The sequence below is a fragment of the Enterococcus sp. MMGLQ5-1 genome, from assembly GCF_013155265.1.
Classification (GTDB): Bacteria; Bacillota; Bacilli; order Lactobacillales; family Streptococcaceae; genus MMGLQ5-1.
Window position 1 is genome coordinate 391,767 of sequence record NZ_JABJXU010000001.1, and the last position, 16,134, is coordinate 407,900.

General features: G+C 38.2%; 12 protein-coding genes and 1 pseudogene. All 13 read left to right on the top strand.

The genetic code is table 11. The features are described 5' to 3' along the window. The first annotated feature begins 68 nt into the window (after positions 1 to 68). The 13 genes and pseudogenes from HOY35_RS01760 (at position 69) to hisS (ending at position 16,128) form a co-directional block, all read left to right on the top strand. Complete coding sequence (locus HOY35_RS01760; RefSeq protein WP_172210293.1) at positions 69 to 752, top strand: rhomboid family intramembrane serine protease; 684 nt, start codon at positions 69 to 71, stop codon at positions 750 to 752. Positions 753 to 798: 46 nt separating this feature from the next. Beyond that, positions 799 to 996: a YqgQ family protein gene (locus tag HOY35_RS01765; RefSeq protein ID WP_172210294.1), complete on the top strand. Its 198-nt coding sequence runs from the start codon at positions 799 to 801 to the stop codon at positions 994 to 996. 4 nt (positions 997 to 1,000) lie between these two features. Beyond that, on the top strand, positions 1,001 to 1,975 hold the full coding sequence (locus HOY35_RS01770; RefSeq protein ID WP_172210295.1) for an ROK family glucokinase: 975 nt from the start codon (positions 1,001 to 1,003) through the stop codon (positions 1,973 to 1,975). Positions 1,976 to 2,020: 45 nt separating this feature from the next. Further along, complete coding sequence (locus HOY35_RS01775) at positions 2,021 to 2,413, top strand: rhodanese-like domain-containing protein (RefSeq protein ID WP_172210296.1); 393 nt, start codon at positions 2,021 to 2,023, stop codon at positions 2,411 to 2,413. A gap of 210 nt (positions 2,414 to 2,623) precedes the next feature. Next, positions 2,624 to 4,297, top strand: a complete 1,674-nt coding sequence (locus tag HOY35_RS01780; RefSeq protein WP_172210297.1) for a formate--tetrahydrofolate ligase — start codon at positions 2,624 to 2,626, stop codon at positions 4,295 to 4,297. A gap of 126 nt (positions 4,298 to 4,423) precedes the next feature. Beyond that, positions 4,424 to 5,200, top strand: a complete 777-nt coding sequence (locus HOY35_RS01785; RefSeq protein WP_249641446.1) for a DNA/RNA non-specific endonuclease — start codon at positions 4,424 to 4,426, stop codon at positions 5,198 to 5,200. A 232-nt stretch (positions 5,201 to 5,432) separates the two neighbouring features. Then, positions 5,433 to 7,523: pseudogene (gene pnp / locus HOY35_RS01790) on the top strand (polyribonucleotide nucleotidyltransferase); the annotation flags it as partial. Positions 7,524 to 7,901: 378 nt separating this feature from the next. Next, entirely contained in the window at positions 7,902 to 8,354 is a 453-nt protein-coding gene (locus tag HOY35_RS01795; protein WP_172210299.1) for a hypothetical protein, read from the top strand. A gap of 20 nt (positions 8,355 to 8,374) precedes the next feature. After that, complete coding sequence (locus HOY35_RS01800) at positions 8,375 to 10,423, top strand: InlB B-repeat-containing protein (RefSeq protein WP_172210300.1); 2,049 nt, start codon at positions 8,375 to 8,377, stop codon at positions 10,421 to 10,423. 21 nt (positions 10,424 to 10,444) lie between these two features. After that, on the top strand, positions 10,445 to 11,428 hold the full coding sequence (locus tag HOY35_RS01805) for a glycosyltransferase family 2 protein (protein ID WP_172210301.1): 984 nt from the start codon (positions 10,445 to 10,447) through the stop codon (positions 11,426 to 11,428). A gap of 23 nt (positions 11,429 to 11,451) precedes the next feature. Beyond that, positions 11,452 to 12,435, top strand: coding sequence for a glycosyltransferase (locus HOY35_RS01810; RefSeq protein WP_172210302.1), 984 nt, complete (start codon positions 11,452 to 11,454; stop codon positions 12,433 to 12,435). After that, a complete protein-coding gene (locus HOY35_RS01815) occupies positions 12,422 to 14,530 on the top strand; it encodes a hypothetical protein (protein ID WP_172210303.1) in 2,109 nt (702 codons plus the stop codon). The genes HOY35_RS01810 and HOY35_RS01815 overlap by 14 nt, the downstream gene beginning before the upstream one ends. 284 nt (positions 14,531 to 14,814) lie before the next feature. Next, positions 14,815 to 16,128, top strand: coding sequence for a histidine--tRNA ligase (gene hisS, locus HOY35_RS01820; protein ID WP_172210304.1), 1,314 nt, complete (start codon positions 14,815 to 14,817; stop codon positions 16,126 to 16,128). Positions 16,129 to 16,134 lie beyond the last annotated feature (6 nt).

Genomic DNA, 16,134 nt, shown 5'->3' on the forward strand with positions numbered 1-16,134 from the left:
ATAGGTACCACTAAAAATTTAGATTTATGCCTTTCGGCTTATTTTTCAAATTAACTAATGGAGGATTTATGAATATTAAACGAATTAAAAATGAAAGCTATATGACCTTAATCTTTTTGACAATTCAAACAATTATTTTTGTACTAATGCAATCTGGTTTATTTGGTGATGGTCAAAGTGCGACAACAATTATTAATTTTGGCGGTTTATATGGATTGCAGGTGGTGGAAGATCCGACTAAGCTTTGGCATTTAATTTCGCCCATTTTTGTACATATTGGTTTTTCACATTTTCTTTTTAACTCGGTTGTGCTTTATTTTTTAGGGAAGCAAACTGAAGAGGTTTTCGGACATCTGCGATTTTCTATTATTTACTTGGGAAGTGGTTTACTTGGAAATTGTCTGACCTTCTATCTAGATACCTACTCGATTTCGGCCGGTGCATCTGGTGGTCTTCTTGGGCTGTTTGGTGCCTTTATCGTGCTGCGTTTTCTAGTACCCAACAATGCGATGATTCAAGGCTTATCTCAAAGCTATTTTATACTGATGATTTTGACCTTAGTTTCAAGCGTCATTCAGCCTAATATCGCTTTTTGGGGGCATCTTGGAGGGCTAATCGGTGGTGCATTGCTAACGGTTGTGCTAGGTGTCGGTCGGCAATCATTTAATAAGCATCTGCGTATCGTTAGTTTTATTTTTTATATTTTCCTAATTATTTCCACAATTTTCCTAACTTTTGCCAAATTTCATTAACACTCTTGAGTTGGTTTAACGTTTATGCTAATTTAAGGGAGGCTCTATGAAAACGTTTTATGATGTGCAACAATTATTAAAACAGTTTAATATTTATATTTATGTAGGCAAAAGAATTTATGATATTGAATTAATGCGGATTGAACTAAAAGGCTTGTACGATTCGCACGTAATTGATAAAGAAACTTTTTTTACGGCGGATTTAATTTTACGACGTGAGCATAGAATTGAAGAAAGTAGGTAAATAAATGGCAGAAAAAAAAGTAATTGGGATTGATTTGGGTGGTACAACAGTTAAGTTTGGTATTTTAACGACTTCTGGTGAGGTTCAAGATAAATGGGCAATTGAGACCAATATTTTAGATGAGGGAAAAAATATTGTGCCTGACATTATTGACTCAATTAATCATCGCTTAGAGCTGTATAATTTATCAAAGGGTGATTTTATTGGTATTGGGATGGGAAGTCCCGGCTCTGTTGATTTAGTTAATAATACGGTAACTGGTGCTTATAATTTAAATTGGGCAAAAACGCAAGCAGTTGGTGAAGCGATTTTTGAAGGCACTGGTTTAGAATTAGCAATTGATAACGATGCAAATGTTGCGGCACTTGGGGAACGCTGGAAGGGTGCAGGTGAAAATGATCCGGATGTTGTCTTTATGACCCTAGGTACGGGTGTCGGCGGTGGGATTGTTGCAGCTGGAAATTTATTACACGGTGCTGGTGGTGCCGCTGGAGAGATTGGGCATGTGACGGTTGAACCGATTGATGGCTTTGAATGTACCTGCGGTAAAAAGGGTTGTCTTGAAACGGTTGCTTCTGCAACAGGTGTTGTTCGTGTCGCGCGGAAATTAGCTGAGCAATGGGAAGGCGATTCAGTGATCAAGAGCGCGATTGATAACGGAGAGGCCGTAACAAGTAAGGATATTTTTTCAAAGGCACAGGCTGGTGATAAGTTTGCTGTCTTGGTTGTGGATAAGGTTTGCTTCTATCTCGGCTTAGCGGCGGGTAATCTAGGTAATACCTTAAACCCATCAGCAATCGTAATTGGCGGTGGTGTTTCGGCGGCTGGAGAGTTTTTACGTGGACAGGTTGAAGACTACTTTAATCAGTTTACCTTCCCACAGGTTCGTCAAACGACGAAGATCAAGTTGGCAGAGCTGGGTAATGATGCTGGTATTATCGGTGCGGCAAGTCTTGCATTGAAGTTTGAAAAGGCATAGTGTAATATATAAATAATAAAGAAGTTTTAAGTAAGGAGCAGGGTTTTGAATTTTTTTGTTATTAATATAATACTTATCATTATTATCATCTTATTATTTGTTTTTCCCTTTATTACGCGTTTTCGAGTAAAGCGAGCAGCGACGATTATTGATGAGCAGACCTTTAGAGAGGGGATGCGTTCAGCGCAGGTGATTGATGTCAGAGAGCCAGCGGAGTTTAAGCGTCGTCATATTATGGGCGCTAGAAACTTGCCTGCTAGTCAAGTTAAGGTTTCCTTAGCATCGGTTAGAAAGGATAAACCGATTTATCTGTATGAGAATGGTAAGCCTCAGGTTGCTGGTAATGTCGCATTGATTCTGAAAAAGAACGGCTATCAAGATATTTATATTCTGAAAAAGGGACTTGAATATTGGACAGGTAAGATTAAAGAAAAATAAGCAGAGGGCTAGGAAAATTTTCCTAGCTTTTTTGTGAGTGGACCTGTTAAGCTGTTCAGTGATTAATGCGATTATATTATAAATATTTACTTCATATTAAAATCCGTACTTTTACGAATATTTTTAAGACTTATCATGATAATGTTCACAAAAAATGACAGAGTAGGCTATAATAGTTAAGAATTGTTTTTTTGATTAATAGGAGGATATATGAAATCTGATATTGAAATTGCACAGAGTATAGAACTTAAACGAATTGAAGCAATTATTGAAAAAATAGACCTTAATGAAGACGAACTGGAAAAATATGGCAAGTACAAAGCGAAAATAGATTTTACTGCCATTAATCGTTTGAAAACGAAAGAAAATGGTAAATTAATTTTAGTCACTGCAATTAATCCGACACCAGCGGGCGAGGGCAAATCAACGGTGACTATTGGCTTGGGTGATGCGCTCAATCAAATCGGCAAGCAAACGGTTATTGCACTTCGTGAGCCTTCTTTAGGTCCGGTGATGGGCGTTAAGGGTGGTGCGACCGGTGGTGGTCTTTCACAGGTTTTACCGATGGAAGATATTAATTTGCATTTTACTGGTGATATGCATGCGATTACAACGGCGAACAATGCTTTATCTGCGCTTTTAGATAATCATTTGCAGCAGGGAAACGAACTAAATATTGATCAGCGTCGGGTCGTTTGGAAACGAGTCGTTGATTTAAATGACCGCGCGTTGAGACAGGTTGTTATTGGCTTGGGTGGTCCTTTCCAAGGCGTACCTCGCCAAGACGGCTTTGATATTACAGTTGCAAGTGAGATTATGGCGGTACTTTGCTTATCAACTGATATTCAAGATTTGAAAGCTAGATTAAGTAAAATCGTCGTTGCCTATGATTTTTCTAAAAAGCCAATCACGGTTGGTGATTTAAAGGTAGAAGGCGCACTGGCCTTGGTCTTGAAGGATGCCATCAAGCCTAATCTAGTTCAAACAATTTATGGTACACCAACGCTTGTTCATGGCGGTCCCTTTGCCAATATTGCGCATGGGTGTAATTCAGTTTTAGCGACTAGTACGGCTTTAAAATTAGGTGAATATACAGTGACGGAGGCTGGCTTTGGTGCAGATCTTGGTGCCGAAAAATTCTTAAATATCAAAACTCGTGCGCTTGGCAAAACACCAGATGCGGTTGTAATTGTGGCAACGATTCGTGCCTTAAAAATGCATGGTGGGGTTAAAAAAGACGAGCTGTCTAAGGAAAATATCGAGGCTTTGAAGGTAGGCTTTGCTAATTTAAAGAAGCATATTCAAAATATTCAAGGCTTTAACTTACCTGTAGTAGTCGCAGTTAACGAATTTATTACGGATACGGCGGCAGAGGTTGAAACATTAATTGCACTTTGTGAAAAAATTAATGTCCCTGTTGAATTAGCACAGGTTTGGGAAAAAGGTGCTGACGGTGGTGTGGCACTTGCTAAACGTCTAGTTAAAGTGATTGAAACGGCGGATACTTCTCATTTTGAAACAACCTATCAGCTTGATCAATCAATCGAAGCAAAAATTACAGCAATCGTGCAAAAAATATATGGTGGGCGTCAGGTGGTTTTTGAGAAGAAGGCGCTCAATCAAATCAAAGATTTTATTGCTAATGGCTGGGATAAATTGCCAATTTGTATGGCAAAAACTCAGTATTCACTTTCTGATGATCCGACCTTGTTAGGTGCACCAAGCGATTTTGAAGTAACGATTCGGGAGCTAGTCCCTAAACTGGGCGCAGGCTTTATCGTTGCCTTAACAGGTGATGTGATGACAATGCCGGGCTTACCTAAACAGCCCGCTGCATTAAAAATGGATATTGATGAAGATGGTAACGCAGTTGGGTTATTTTAGTTTTGAAAATTAATTTGATTAATAAATAGTTGTGGCTTTGGTCGCAACTATTTTTGATTTGGCTAAAATTTGATATAAATTAATAATTAATTTAAGTTATAATTACTTAATGAAAGGTTGGTCATCATGGCAAATTATCGAAAAATTAAACGGCAAGCTAAGCAATTTCAAAAAATGTCGACAACACAAAAATGGCTTTCAATATTTTTTGTCAGCATCTTGCTATTCTTGGCTTTCAACGATACAGCACTGCAAAAAGTTAATCAATTTGTGAATCAAGCTGAACCGACTAGTTTCAAAACGAAAGCATTAAAAAATCAAGCAAATGTTCAGCTAACTTACGCAGGTAATCCGGTTGTTACAATTAATCAGGGCGTACCAAATTTTGAAAAGTCTGACTTAGATTTATCTAAAGGGGCTTGGCAAGCCTTCAGCACGCTTGATCAATATAATCGTGTTGGCGTAGCCAATGCGATGCTTCATAAAAGCTTGATGCCCAAAAAGCAACGAGAAGCTATTTCAAATGTTTATCCTAGCGGCTGGCACCAAAAAAAAATCGATCAGGATACTTGGCTTTATAATCGCTCACATTTAATTGCACATCAGCTGACAGGTGAAAATGCGAATTGGCAAAATCTGTTTACTGGGACTCAGCAGTTGAATCAAATCTATATGGTGACATACGAGCAAGAGGTTGCGAGTTACTTAAAAACAACGAATCATCATGTGCGCTATCGAGTGACACCTTATTTTAAGGATGATGAGCTTGTTTGTCGTGGCGTTCAGCTTGAAGCTGAGAGTATTGAGGATCAGCAAATTTCATTTAATGTTTTTATTTATAATGTTCAAGCTAATTTTCAAATTAATTATACCAATGGAACGAGTCAAAAAGTACAAGGCTAATTTAGCTAGTCTTTTTATTGTCGTACAAATTAATATCGCTTTTTTGAGCTTTTTACGCTAAAATAAAAAGGTACGTGTACTATACTGGGTCAGCTTTAAACATAGATTGAGTTTAAAGTCGATTCAGTACTACTTGACAAGTCTAAGTCAGGCAAAAAATGAATGATTTAGATTTGTTTAGTAGCACGTATTAATAAAATCGATTGATTATTTCAATCTAAGAGGAGAGCAAATGTCAGATAAACAAATTTTTTCAACTGAATGGGCAGGGCGTCCATTAGTCGTTGAGGTTGGTCAGGTTGCCAAGCAGGCCAATGGTGCTGTTGTGGTACGCTATGGTGATACAACTGTATTATCAGCAGCGGTGATGAGCAAGGGAATGCGCGATGGCGATTTCTTTCCGCTAACTGTTAATTATGAAGAAAAAATGTATGCTTCAGGTAAAATTCCTGGTGGCTTTTTAAAGCGTGAAGGTCGTCCATCAACCGATGCAACCTTAACAGCCCGCTTGATTGACCGTCCAATTCGACCAATGTTTGCAGAAGGCTTTAGAAATGAAGTTCAAATCACCAATACTGTTTTGAGCTTTGATGAGGATAATAGCGCACCAATGGCAGCGATGTTTGGTGCTTCACTTGCCCTTTCCATTTCTGATATCCCATTTAATGGCCCAATCGCCGGTGTTGAGGTTGGTTATGTAGATGGCGAGTTAGTAATTAATCCAACAGTTGCCCAATATGAAAAATCATTGCTAGAGCTTTCTGTAGCAGGTACGAGTGAAGCAATTAATATGGTTGAGTCAGGCGCTAAAGAGCTATCAGAAGAAGTGATGCTTGAAGCTTTAATGGCTGGTCATGCAGCAATCAAGGCGCTCGTTGCCTTCCAAGAAGAAATTGTAGCTGCGGTTGGTAAGGAAAAATCAGAGGTTGAGCTGCTACAGGTGGATGCAGAGCTATCTCATGAAATTAATGATGCTTATTATGCTGAATTAGCTCAAGCAGTACAGGTTGAAGAAAAATTAGCTCGTGAGGATGCAACGAACGCTGTTCGTGAAAAAGTGATTGCGATTTATGAAGAAAAATTTGCCGAAGACGAAGACAAGGTTCGTAAAATGCGTGAAGTTGTCGAAATCTTGGAAATTATGGAGCATTCAGAGGTACGTCGTCTAATTACCGAGGATAAAGTGCGTCCGGATGGTCGTAAAATTGATGAAATTAGACCCTTGGATGCTGAAATTGACTTCTTACCACGCGTTCATGCCTCTGGCTTATTTACGCGCGGTCAAACACAGGCCTTGTCTGTTTTAACCCTGGCGCCTTTATCGGAAGCTCAAAGAATTGATGGCTTAGGTGAGGAGTATAAAAAACGTTTTATTCATCATTATAATTTCCCACAATATTCGGTCGGCTCAACTGGTCGCTCAGGCAGTCCGGGTCGTCGTGAAATCGGTCACGGTGCCTTAGGTGAACGTGCCCTGGAGCAAGTGATTCCATCACTAGAAGAGTTTCCTTATATGATTCGTTTAGTGGCAGATGTCTTGGAATCTAATGGTTCGTCTTCACAGGCTTCGATTTGTGCAGGCACACTTGCCTTGATGGCTGGTGGGGTTCCGATTAAAGCACCTGTTGCTGGTATTGCGATGGGCTTAATTTCTGACGGTGCAAATTACACGATTTTAACCGATATTCAAGGCTTGGAAGATCACTTTGGCGATATGGACTTTAAGGTTGCAGGTACCAAGGACGGTATTACTGCCTTACAAATGGACATTAAAATCGAAGGCATTACCGAAGAAATCCTCCGTGAAGCCTTAGCACAGGCTAAAACAGCACGTTTTGAAATCCTTAAGGTAATTACTGATACAATTTCCAAGCCAAGACCTACCGTTTCTGAATACGCACCTAAGATTGACTTTATTAAAATTGACGAAGATAAGATTAAAGTGGTTATCGGTAAGGGTGGCGAACAAATCAATAAAATTATTGATGAAACTGGTGTTAAAATTGATATTGATGAAGAAGGCTTGGTTTCAATCTATTCAGATGATGCCACTGGTATTGAACGTGCTAAGGCGATTATCGAGCGTTTAACAAAATCAGCTAAGGTCGGCGAAACCTATCTTGCCAAGGTTGTCCGCATTGAAAAATTTGGTGCCTTTGTTAACCTATTTGATGGAACAGATGCGTTGATTCATATTTCCCAGCTTGCCAATGAACGCGTTGGTAAGGTCGAAGATGTTGTTAAGCTTGGCGATGAGGTCTTAGTTAAGGTAACAGAGGTTGATGATCGTGGTCGTGTCAATGCTTCAAGAAAAGCACTATTAGAAAGTAAATAATTAAGTTAAATAACGTTAAATAAAACAAAAAAGGTAATTGAAATTTTAATTTCATTACCTTTTTTTGTTTTAATTTTTTTATAAATTGCTAACATTCATCATTTTTTGAAGGAATGAAGTTATCAGTTATCTTAGCTATGGAAATTGTAAAACTACCGTTATGGGATTTAAAATCGTTCAAACGTTTTTTAAAAATTTGATTACGATAAAATGAGCTTAAATTTACTTGTTTTAAAAAAATAAATATTTTCGTTGTTATAAAGCTGTTTTTGTATTAAAATTTAATTAGAATATAAAGCGAATATCTGGATAGTTCTAATAAAATGGGCTATAATTCTCGATTAAAATTTGACAAGGAGTGATAGTATGCACACAATCCAGCGATACTATTTAGGAGCGGCATCGAAAAGCTCGCTTTTTAGCGTAGCGATAATTTCTGTCTTAAAGAATTGTGCGAGCGCAGTGAGCAGGTGCGTCAGCACTCAAACGAAGTTTATCAATTCTTTAAGCACCGCACAGCACAGCACCGCACCGCACCGCACCGCACCGCACAGCACAGCACCGCACAGCACAGCACAGCACCGCACAGCACAGCACCGCACAGCACCGCACAGCACCGCACAGCACAGCACAGTCCGCAGTTCTTGGCGATTTATCGCCTTAGAGATGGGGATGCGTTTGTTCTGCCTCTTAACGCTTCAACGCATAGAGACAGAACAAGAGTTACAGCACATAATAGCGGGCAATTTTATTGCCTTTTTTATGATGACTCATAACCTGATGGCAGGCCATCAGGCTATTTATGTTGTATCTTTTTGAAAAGAGAAAGGGGAATAAATATGTTCGGATATTTCAAAAAATTAGGTGGGCTATTCTTAGTGCTCGGGATCATTTTTACCTTGAGTTTACCAAGCTTAGCATATGCAGCGGACACAGGCGGTATTGATCATTTTGAATTGACTGTTGCCGAAAACACGGCAAGCAAGTCAGGGCAAGAAATTGTTGATTTGACCATCAAAAATATTAGTGATAAAACAGGGAAAAACGTCAGCTTTGAAGCAGAGTTGCCATTAATCTTTCAAGATAACAATAATCAGAAACTGACATTCAATATCGGCACTTTGAAGGCTAATGAGAGTAAAACCTACCAAGTGAGCAGACAAGCAGACGGGACGGTCGCAGCTGTGCTCGTACCCGTAACTACTAAGAGCGATGTCATAACAAATAAGCTTCCGAAGACTGGTGAGACCAATAAAATGTTTCTATTGATAGTAGGCTTTGTTCTACTTCTAGGTGTCATCTATTTTGGAGTTAAGCATAATAAAACGACTAAAAAATTCATTGCAATTGGACTTTTAGTGACTGGTATAAGCGGTGTAGCAATTGTTAAAGCTGAGGTAGCCGATTATCACCATCGTGATGAGGTAAGAAATCTTGCTGTCAAGCTCTCTGGCGCAACTTACGTTTTTCAGTTGGCAGCTGAGGGAGATTTTGCTGGTCAGCCAACGAATGACGGCAATGACGGCAAAGACGGTCAAGATGGTAAAGATGGTGTTGATGGTAAAGACGGTGTTGATGGCAAAGACGGTGTTGATGGTAAAGATGGTGCCAAGGGCGACTCTGGTGTAGTCAATAGCTACACGATTACCTACTATATTGGTGGAGAACTTGTAGATAATCTTGACCCTGATGGTTATATCGCTGGCGTTAAGACAACTTATTTACCTCAGCCAACAATGCAGGATCAAACCTTTCTAGGCTGGTACACCTCTTCGTCCTATGAAGGTGAGCCAGTTACAGCTATTGCCAAATCAGAAACTGGTCACAAAACATTTTACGGCAAATGGGTAGTGGATGAGCTGATGGTTACGCTGAAGGATTATACAGGGACTACTACGCTTAAGACAGAGAAAGTTAACAAGGGGTCAAGCTATGAGATTCCTGAACAAGCAACAGATATTGACGAATTTTCAGAGGCTGACCATTATTTCTTGGGCTGGGCAACGCAAGCATCTGCCAGTAAATCCGAATCTCTTTACGTGTCTGAGGACTATGAAGATGGAGATATTCGTGAGTTGCTTAATGCTCCAGATCAAGCCTATCTGGGCTACAATGTCAAAGCTGACCATAGCTTGACTGTGACCAATGATATAACACTCTATGCGGTTTATTACAAAAAATTAAAAGCGACCTCACAGCCTAGCGAGGCAACGCCTACAGCACAAGAGTTTATCTGGTCGAATGCGATTTGGCGGACGCTTCAAGCAGTTGACAATCAACGGCTAGTGCTCAAGGTCAATGCCTTGCTTGTTGGAGAAACGACTGCTGATCCAGAAATTGATGCGGCTGAAGTTTGCTGGACAAAGTTGAAGGGCAGCGAATATTATTTTCATGATGGCAATGGAGGAAATGGTTATGATGGTGGAACTTTAAATCAATTAATTGACTATTACTATGCTAATAAGCTTCTAGCCGACGATAAAGCTGTTGTTTTAGCGGTTAATCTCAATATGCCAACAAATGCGTCAGCTTATAATAGCGATGCACCCAGCTCATTTGACCAAGACATACGATTTAAGACGACCATTGGCGATGCTGGCGCTAGTCAAAAAGCCTTTGCACTTAGTGTCGGTGATATTAATGCTGCGATGACTTTGCAAGACAAAACCAATGATCTATTAAAATTTGAGCAGACGACAACGAAAAAGGATGACCAAACGAGAAACGATACGGAGTATTTTTTAAGGTCGCCATCAGGAGGAAGTTGGAGTTTTGCAAGAGCTATCGTCAATGCTGGTGTGGTTACAACAACTACTGGTGGCTACGGTAGCCATTTGGCACCGATTCGGCCAGCGCTCTGGCTTACGACAGCGACTGCTGTAGATTAAAAATTGTAAATGAGGTAAATCATGAAGCTAGTCATTCAAATTCCTGCTTATAATGAAGCAAGTTCAATCAGAGAGACTCTAAGGCAATTACCTAAAAAAATAGTTGGGATTGCAACGATTGATATTTTATTGATTGATGATGGCTCAGCAGATGAGACAGTGGCCATTGCCAAGGCCTGCGGTGTCAAATATATTATGTCACATCTCAATAATCAAGGACTCGCTAAAAGCTTTATAGACGGGATAGATTTTGCCTTGCGCCTAGGTGCAGACATTATTGTGCAGACAGATGCGGATAATCAATATCAAGGGGCTGATATTGAAAAAATAATCCAGCCTTTACTTTTAAACCAAGCAGATATCGTCATCGGGAGACGACCGATTCAGTTTAATCCTTATTTTACAGCTAATAAGAAAAGATTGCAGCAAGCTGGTAGCTTTGGTGTCTCGAAACTCGCTCGTTTGAAGCTATCTGATGTGACGAGTGGCTTTCGGGCATATAATCGTTTAGCCGCACTACATCTCAATGTGATTAACGACTTTACCTATACTGTTGAAACATTGATTCAAGCTAGTCAACATAAATTAATGATTGTTGAAGTGCCAATTTCAGTCAATGAAACCTTAAGACCTTCAAGACTGGCTAAAAGTACCTGCTTTTATCTTAGGAAATCTTGTGTGGTGATTTTTAGAACAGTCCTGCTCTATCGACCATTATTTGTTTTTTTAATGATTAGTTTATTACTTGGTGGTTTTGGTTTGGTAATCGGCTGTTACTTTCTTTATTATTATTTTAGTGGTGATGGAGCAGGGCATCTTCAAGTTTTAATTCTAATGAGTATTTTATTCATTTTGAGCTTTATGACATTTATAATCGGATTATTGTCAGATTTATTAAAAGCGAATCGTAAAATTTTAGAAGAGGTTCAATTGAGGCTTCGACAGCTGGATTATGATATAGAGGTGCAGCGGGAGGACAGCAAATCTTTTAAAAGGAAAAGTTGAGGTGTTTTTATCTGTTAAAACAAATGCTTAAGCATCAGTCAATTCTATTTGTGACGACAAAAAATAAGGATTATATCAGAAATGTTCAAGAAATTAAACTGATTCAGAAGTTTGCCAAAGGTACTATTATCATCTCGGAAGCTAGCGACTTTTATCTGCTCAAGCTCTTGAAAATCTATTTTAAAGTTCTAATAAAATTATGCTTTGGGCGATTTCAGACGGTTTTTATAGGCTTTTCTCCACAATTATTAACACCATTCTTTCCTTTCATTAAAAAGAAGGTCTTGATTGTTGACTTTTTTATTTCACTATATGAAACCCTAGTGATTGAACGTCAAATCATAAAAAATAAGTCTTTTTTAGCTAAATGGTTTTTTTGGTTAGATGGCTATACGCTCAGACAGGCTCAGTGGATTATTGTTGATACTCAAGCAGATGCACTTTATTTTTCTAAAACTTTCCAAATACCACTTAACAAATTTGAAATTCTTTATTTGGAAGGAGATCAGAGTATCTATGTGCCAAAGAGTGCCAATAGAAAAACACGTAACGGTCTGTGTGAGGTTGTTTATTTTGGTAGTATTCTGCCGATGCAGGGTGTTGAGATTATTTTGGAGGCAGCGAATTTGTTACGGTCACAGAATAAATATCAGTTCACGATTGTTGGACCTGTTTTAAAAAAGATGAAGATTAGTCCTGCAAACTATCCGAATGTTAATTTTATAACATATCTACCTCAAGCTGAGCTGGCAATCTTACTGAATCATAGTGATTTAGCACTTGGTGGTCATTTTAATGGTAGCTTTGACAAAGCAAATCGTGTGATTCCCGGAAAAGTTTTTATTTATCAACTGATGCAATTACCGATTATTTTAGGGGATTCTACAGGAAATAGGGAATTATTTCCGAATGAAACAACATTTCTACATTATGTTGAACGTGGTAATGCGCAAGCACTAGCAAATAAAATTATAGAAATTGCGGAGAAGAAGCTTGAAAATAACTAAACAAATAAAGGTGCTACTAGCTACAGTTATTTTGCTTTTAGCTTTGGTTGTTGTGCTAATTAAAAAGCAGACACCAATTAACATTGCAATTACAGGTGATTTCACAGAGTCAGCAACGCTCATGGTAACCACATCAGATGCTCAAAATAAAAAAGCGCAGTTTACCTATCCTGCTCTTAAAGTTTCAAAGCAAATATATTTTATGGTGATGCCTTTTGATTTGACACATTTAACGGCTAACTCGGTTGACTTGATGACCACCAAAAAGTTGGTTGATGATCGTGTTCAAATTGGCTACCTTATCGAAAATAAAAATAGTGATCGAAATCCAGTTTTTCACGCTCAAAAATCACTTCGAATTAAGTACAAGTCTCAGCTGAATCAGCAGTTTATTTACCATATTTCTGAAAAACAGCTGAAAATGATTAGTCACTTAGTACAAAAGCAGTCATATTTAATCAAAATGCAACTTATTTTCATTTTCATGCTTTATTTTAGTTATTTATTTTCCTTAATCGGCTTTGCCAAAGGTAAAAAGGGATTATTATTGCTCTATGTTTTATTAGTCTATTTAGTGATGACCTTGGCTTTAACGAGTCAGATTTTACTGGGCTATTCAGTGATTATTCTATCATTAGCAACTCTAATGCTGTTTGTGGCTAGTTCAAGTTTAATCATTGCGCGGGTAAAAAATCGACAGTTTTTAGCCGTCTTGATATACGGGGCAGCAATCTTGATTGGTATTTTAAAATTTAATGTACTGAATCAAAATTATACCTATTATTATGATGAGCCGGCTCATCTTGGCTATGTCGATTACTTGGTTCAAAACAATTCTAATCCATTATTGCCTGATTATTCAAAAATGAAGACAGTTAATGAATTTGGTTTTATCTTTAATCATGATGAAAAAGAGATTGTAATTACTCAAAAAGAACGTGATAAAGGAGTTGTTAATTATTTAGGACATCCACCACTTTACTATCAAATTATGAAAATGATTGGTGCTCAAAAGCTTTCAGAAAATCGAACACAATTTGATTATCAAAAAATGTATTTATTTTCGATGCTATTTGTCTTTTCAGGCTTTCTAATTTATATCTATCTTGCAATCACACGACTTAAGCCAATTCTACCATTACATTTTTTTATTGCGACAGGTTTTGTCTCTCCGACCTTAATGCAGGCAGCGTTTAGTGGTATTAACAATGATACTCTAGCATTTTTGTCAACGGCAATTTTTGCTTTAGCTGCTTTTAGAGTGATTGAGGAAAAATATTCTTTTTCGACCTTTTTATTGCTCTTTATGAGTATCTCACTGGCTGTTTTAACAAAACTGACGGCTGGCTTAATGGTTGTTTCAGTTGCTATTTTATTGATGATAGTTAGCCTATTCCAAAAAAGAGAGCTGTCTTTTTTAAAATCTTGGATTTTTTGGGTTAATTCAATTTGGTTAGGTCCAGCTTTACTTTTTTACGGTAGTATTTATGCGAGATACCAAACTTTTTTCCCCACGATTGCTCAAACTAATCCGCTAGGCTATCGAAAGTTTATTCCGATTATTGCGGATGTAGTAAATGAACCTTTTCATACGATTGTTTTTTTTGTTAGCTCAGTCGCAAAACTTTTAATTGGTGAAGCGTCAGGGGATAGATATTTACTTTATGCCAAGGGATATTTGAGTGAAAGTTCTATTTTCCCAAATGTTTTTTATTCAATTTTAGTATTACTAGCCTTTGCAAGTATGCTTTTAATGTTAAAAAAGAGAATCAGGGTTGCTTTCAATGAGTGTTGCTTAATGGCAATTTACGCAGCATCATTTTTAGGCTCAGTGATTATTTTAATCTTTCAAATTTACGCATCTTCTTTTGCAACGGGTTATCTCACTGGCTATAATGCGAGATATTTATATCCTTATCTGCCAATTGCTTTTATTTCATTTGGATTAATTTATCAAATATTTATACAGCAGTCAGCACTTTGGTTTAATGATGAGTCAATTGAAAAAACGGTTGTGACAACGATATCAACAATTCTCTTAATGTTATCATTTGTCGTATTAATTGATCAATCAATTATCCGTTTTTTATCATAGATTGCTTGATAACCCCAAGCCTTACAGATAAATTTTCTAGCATTTCACAGCCAATTACGATATAATATCAATCGTGAGTAATCATTTTAAGCGAGATTGGATAGTGTGAGCAATCAATGATTTTTAGTGATGCTATTTCGTGAGATGAGCGTTAATCATAAAAGTGGAGGATACCTTGGTATCTTCAATTAAGGTGGCACCGCGCATAGGCGTCCTTAAGTTATGGCTTAGGGATGGTCTATGCTTTTTTGTTCATGATTAAAGATAATAATAAAGGAGTCTATATGAAGCTACAGAGACCAAAGGGCACGAATGATATTTTACCAATTCAGACCAATGAAAAGGATCAATTTAAGTCGAGCGACTGGCAATTTATTGAGGAAACAGCACGCTTAGTTTTTAATGATTATCAATATCAAGAAATTAGAACACCAATTTTCGAAAATTACGAGGTAATTTCGCGTTCAGTCGGCGACACGACAGACATTGTGACTAAGGAAATGTATGATTTTTATGACAAGGGTAATCGTCATATCACGTTAAGACCTGAAGGCACAGCACCCGTTGTCCGTGCTTATGTCGAGCATAAGCTTTTTGCGCCAGAGCATTTAAATCCAATCAAGCTTTTTTATCAAGGACCAATGTTTCGTTACGAAAGACCACAAGCAGGACGGCTGAGACAGTTTCATCAAATTGGTGCCGAATGCTTTGGCTCAAAAAATCCTGCCACTGATGCTGAGACAATGGCAATGGCAATGGCTTTCTTTGAGCAGCTTGGCTTGACGAATATCCGTCTGGTGATTAATTCACTTGGCGATAAGTCAAGTCGTTTGGCATATCGTCAAGCGTTAATAGACTATTTAGAGCCTTTGCAGGATCAGCTTTCTGAGGATTCTAAGCGTCGCTTACATGAAAATCCGCTTCGTGTACTTGACAGCAAGGATCGTCAGGACAAGCTGGTAGTTGCCAATGCGCCATCAATTTTGGATTATCTTAATGAGGACAGTCGTAGTCATTTTGAAACGGTCAAGGCAATGCTTGAAGCACTTGGTATTGAATATCAAATTGACAGTAATATGGTACGGGGTCTAGATTACTATAATCATACGATTTTTGAAATTATGAGCGATGCAACTGCCAATGCCCAAACCACCATTTGTGCGGGTGGTCGCTATGATGGGCTAGTTGAATATTTTGATGGTCCACAAACAGCTGGCTTTGGCTTTGCCCTTGGCATTGAGAGAGTACTTTTGACACTCAAAGCAGAAGGCGTTGAATTGCCAGCTAATCAGCCGATTAATGCCTATGTTGTTGTGCTTGGTGAACCGGCAAATCTGGAAGCGTTAAAGGTCGTACAAGCCATTCGTAGCCAAGGCTTTTCAGCAGAACGTGATATGCTTAATCGTAAGGCAAAGGCACAATTTAAAACCGCCGATAAGCTTAACAGCGAGCTAATCATTACAATTGGTGAAAACGAGCTTGAGGCGCAAAAAGTAAAAATTAAAAATGCAGCAACACGAGCAGAAAAAGAGTTTGAATTAAGTCAGCTTTATGCTAATTTTGCTAAAATATATGATGAATTAATAATTAATAATTAACAGATA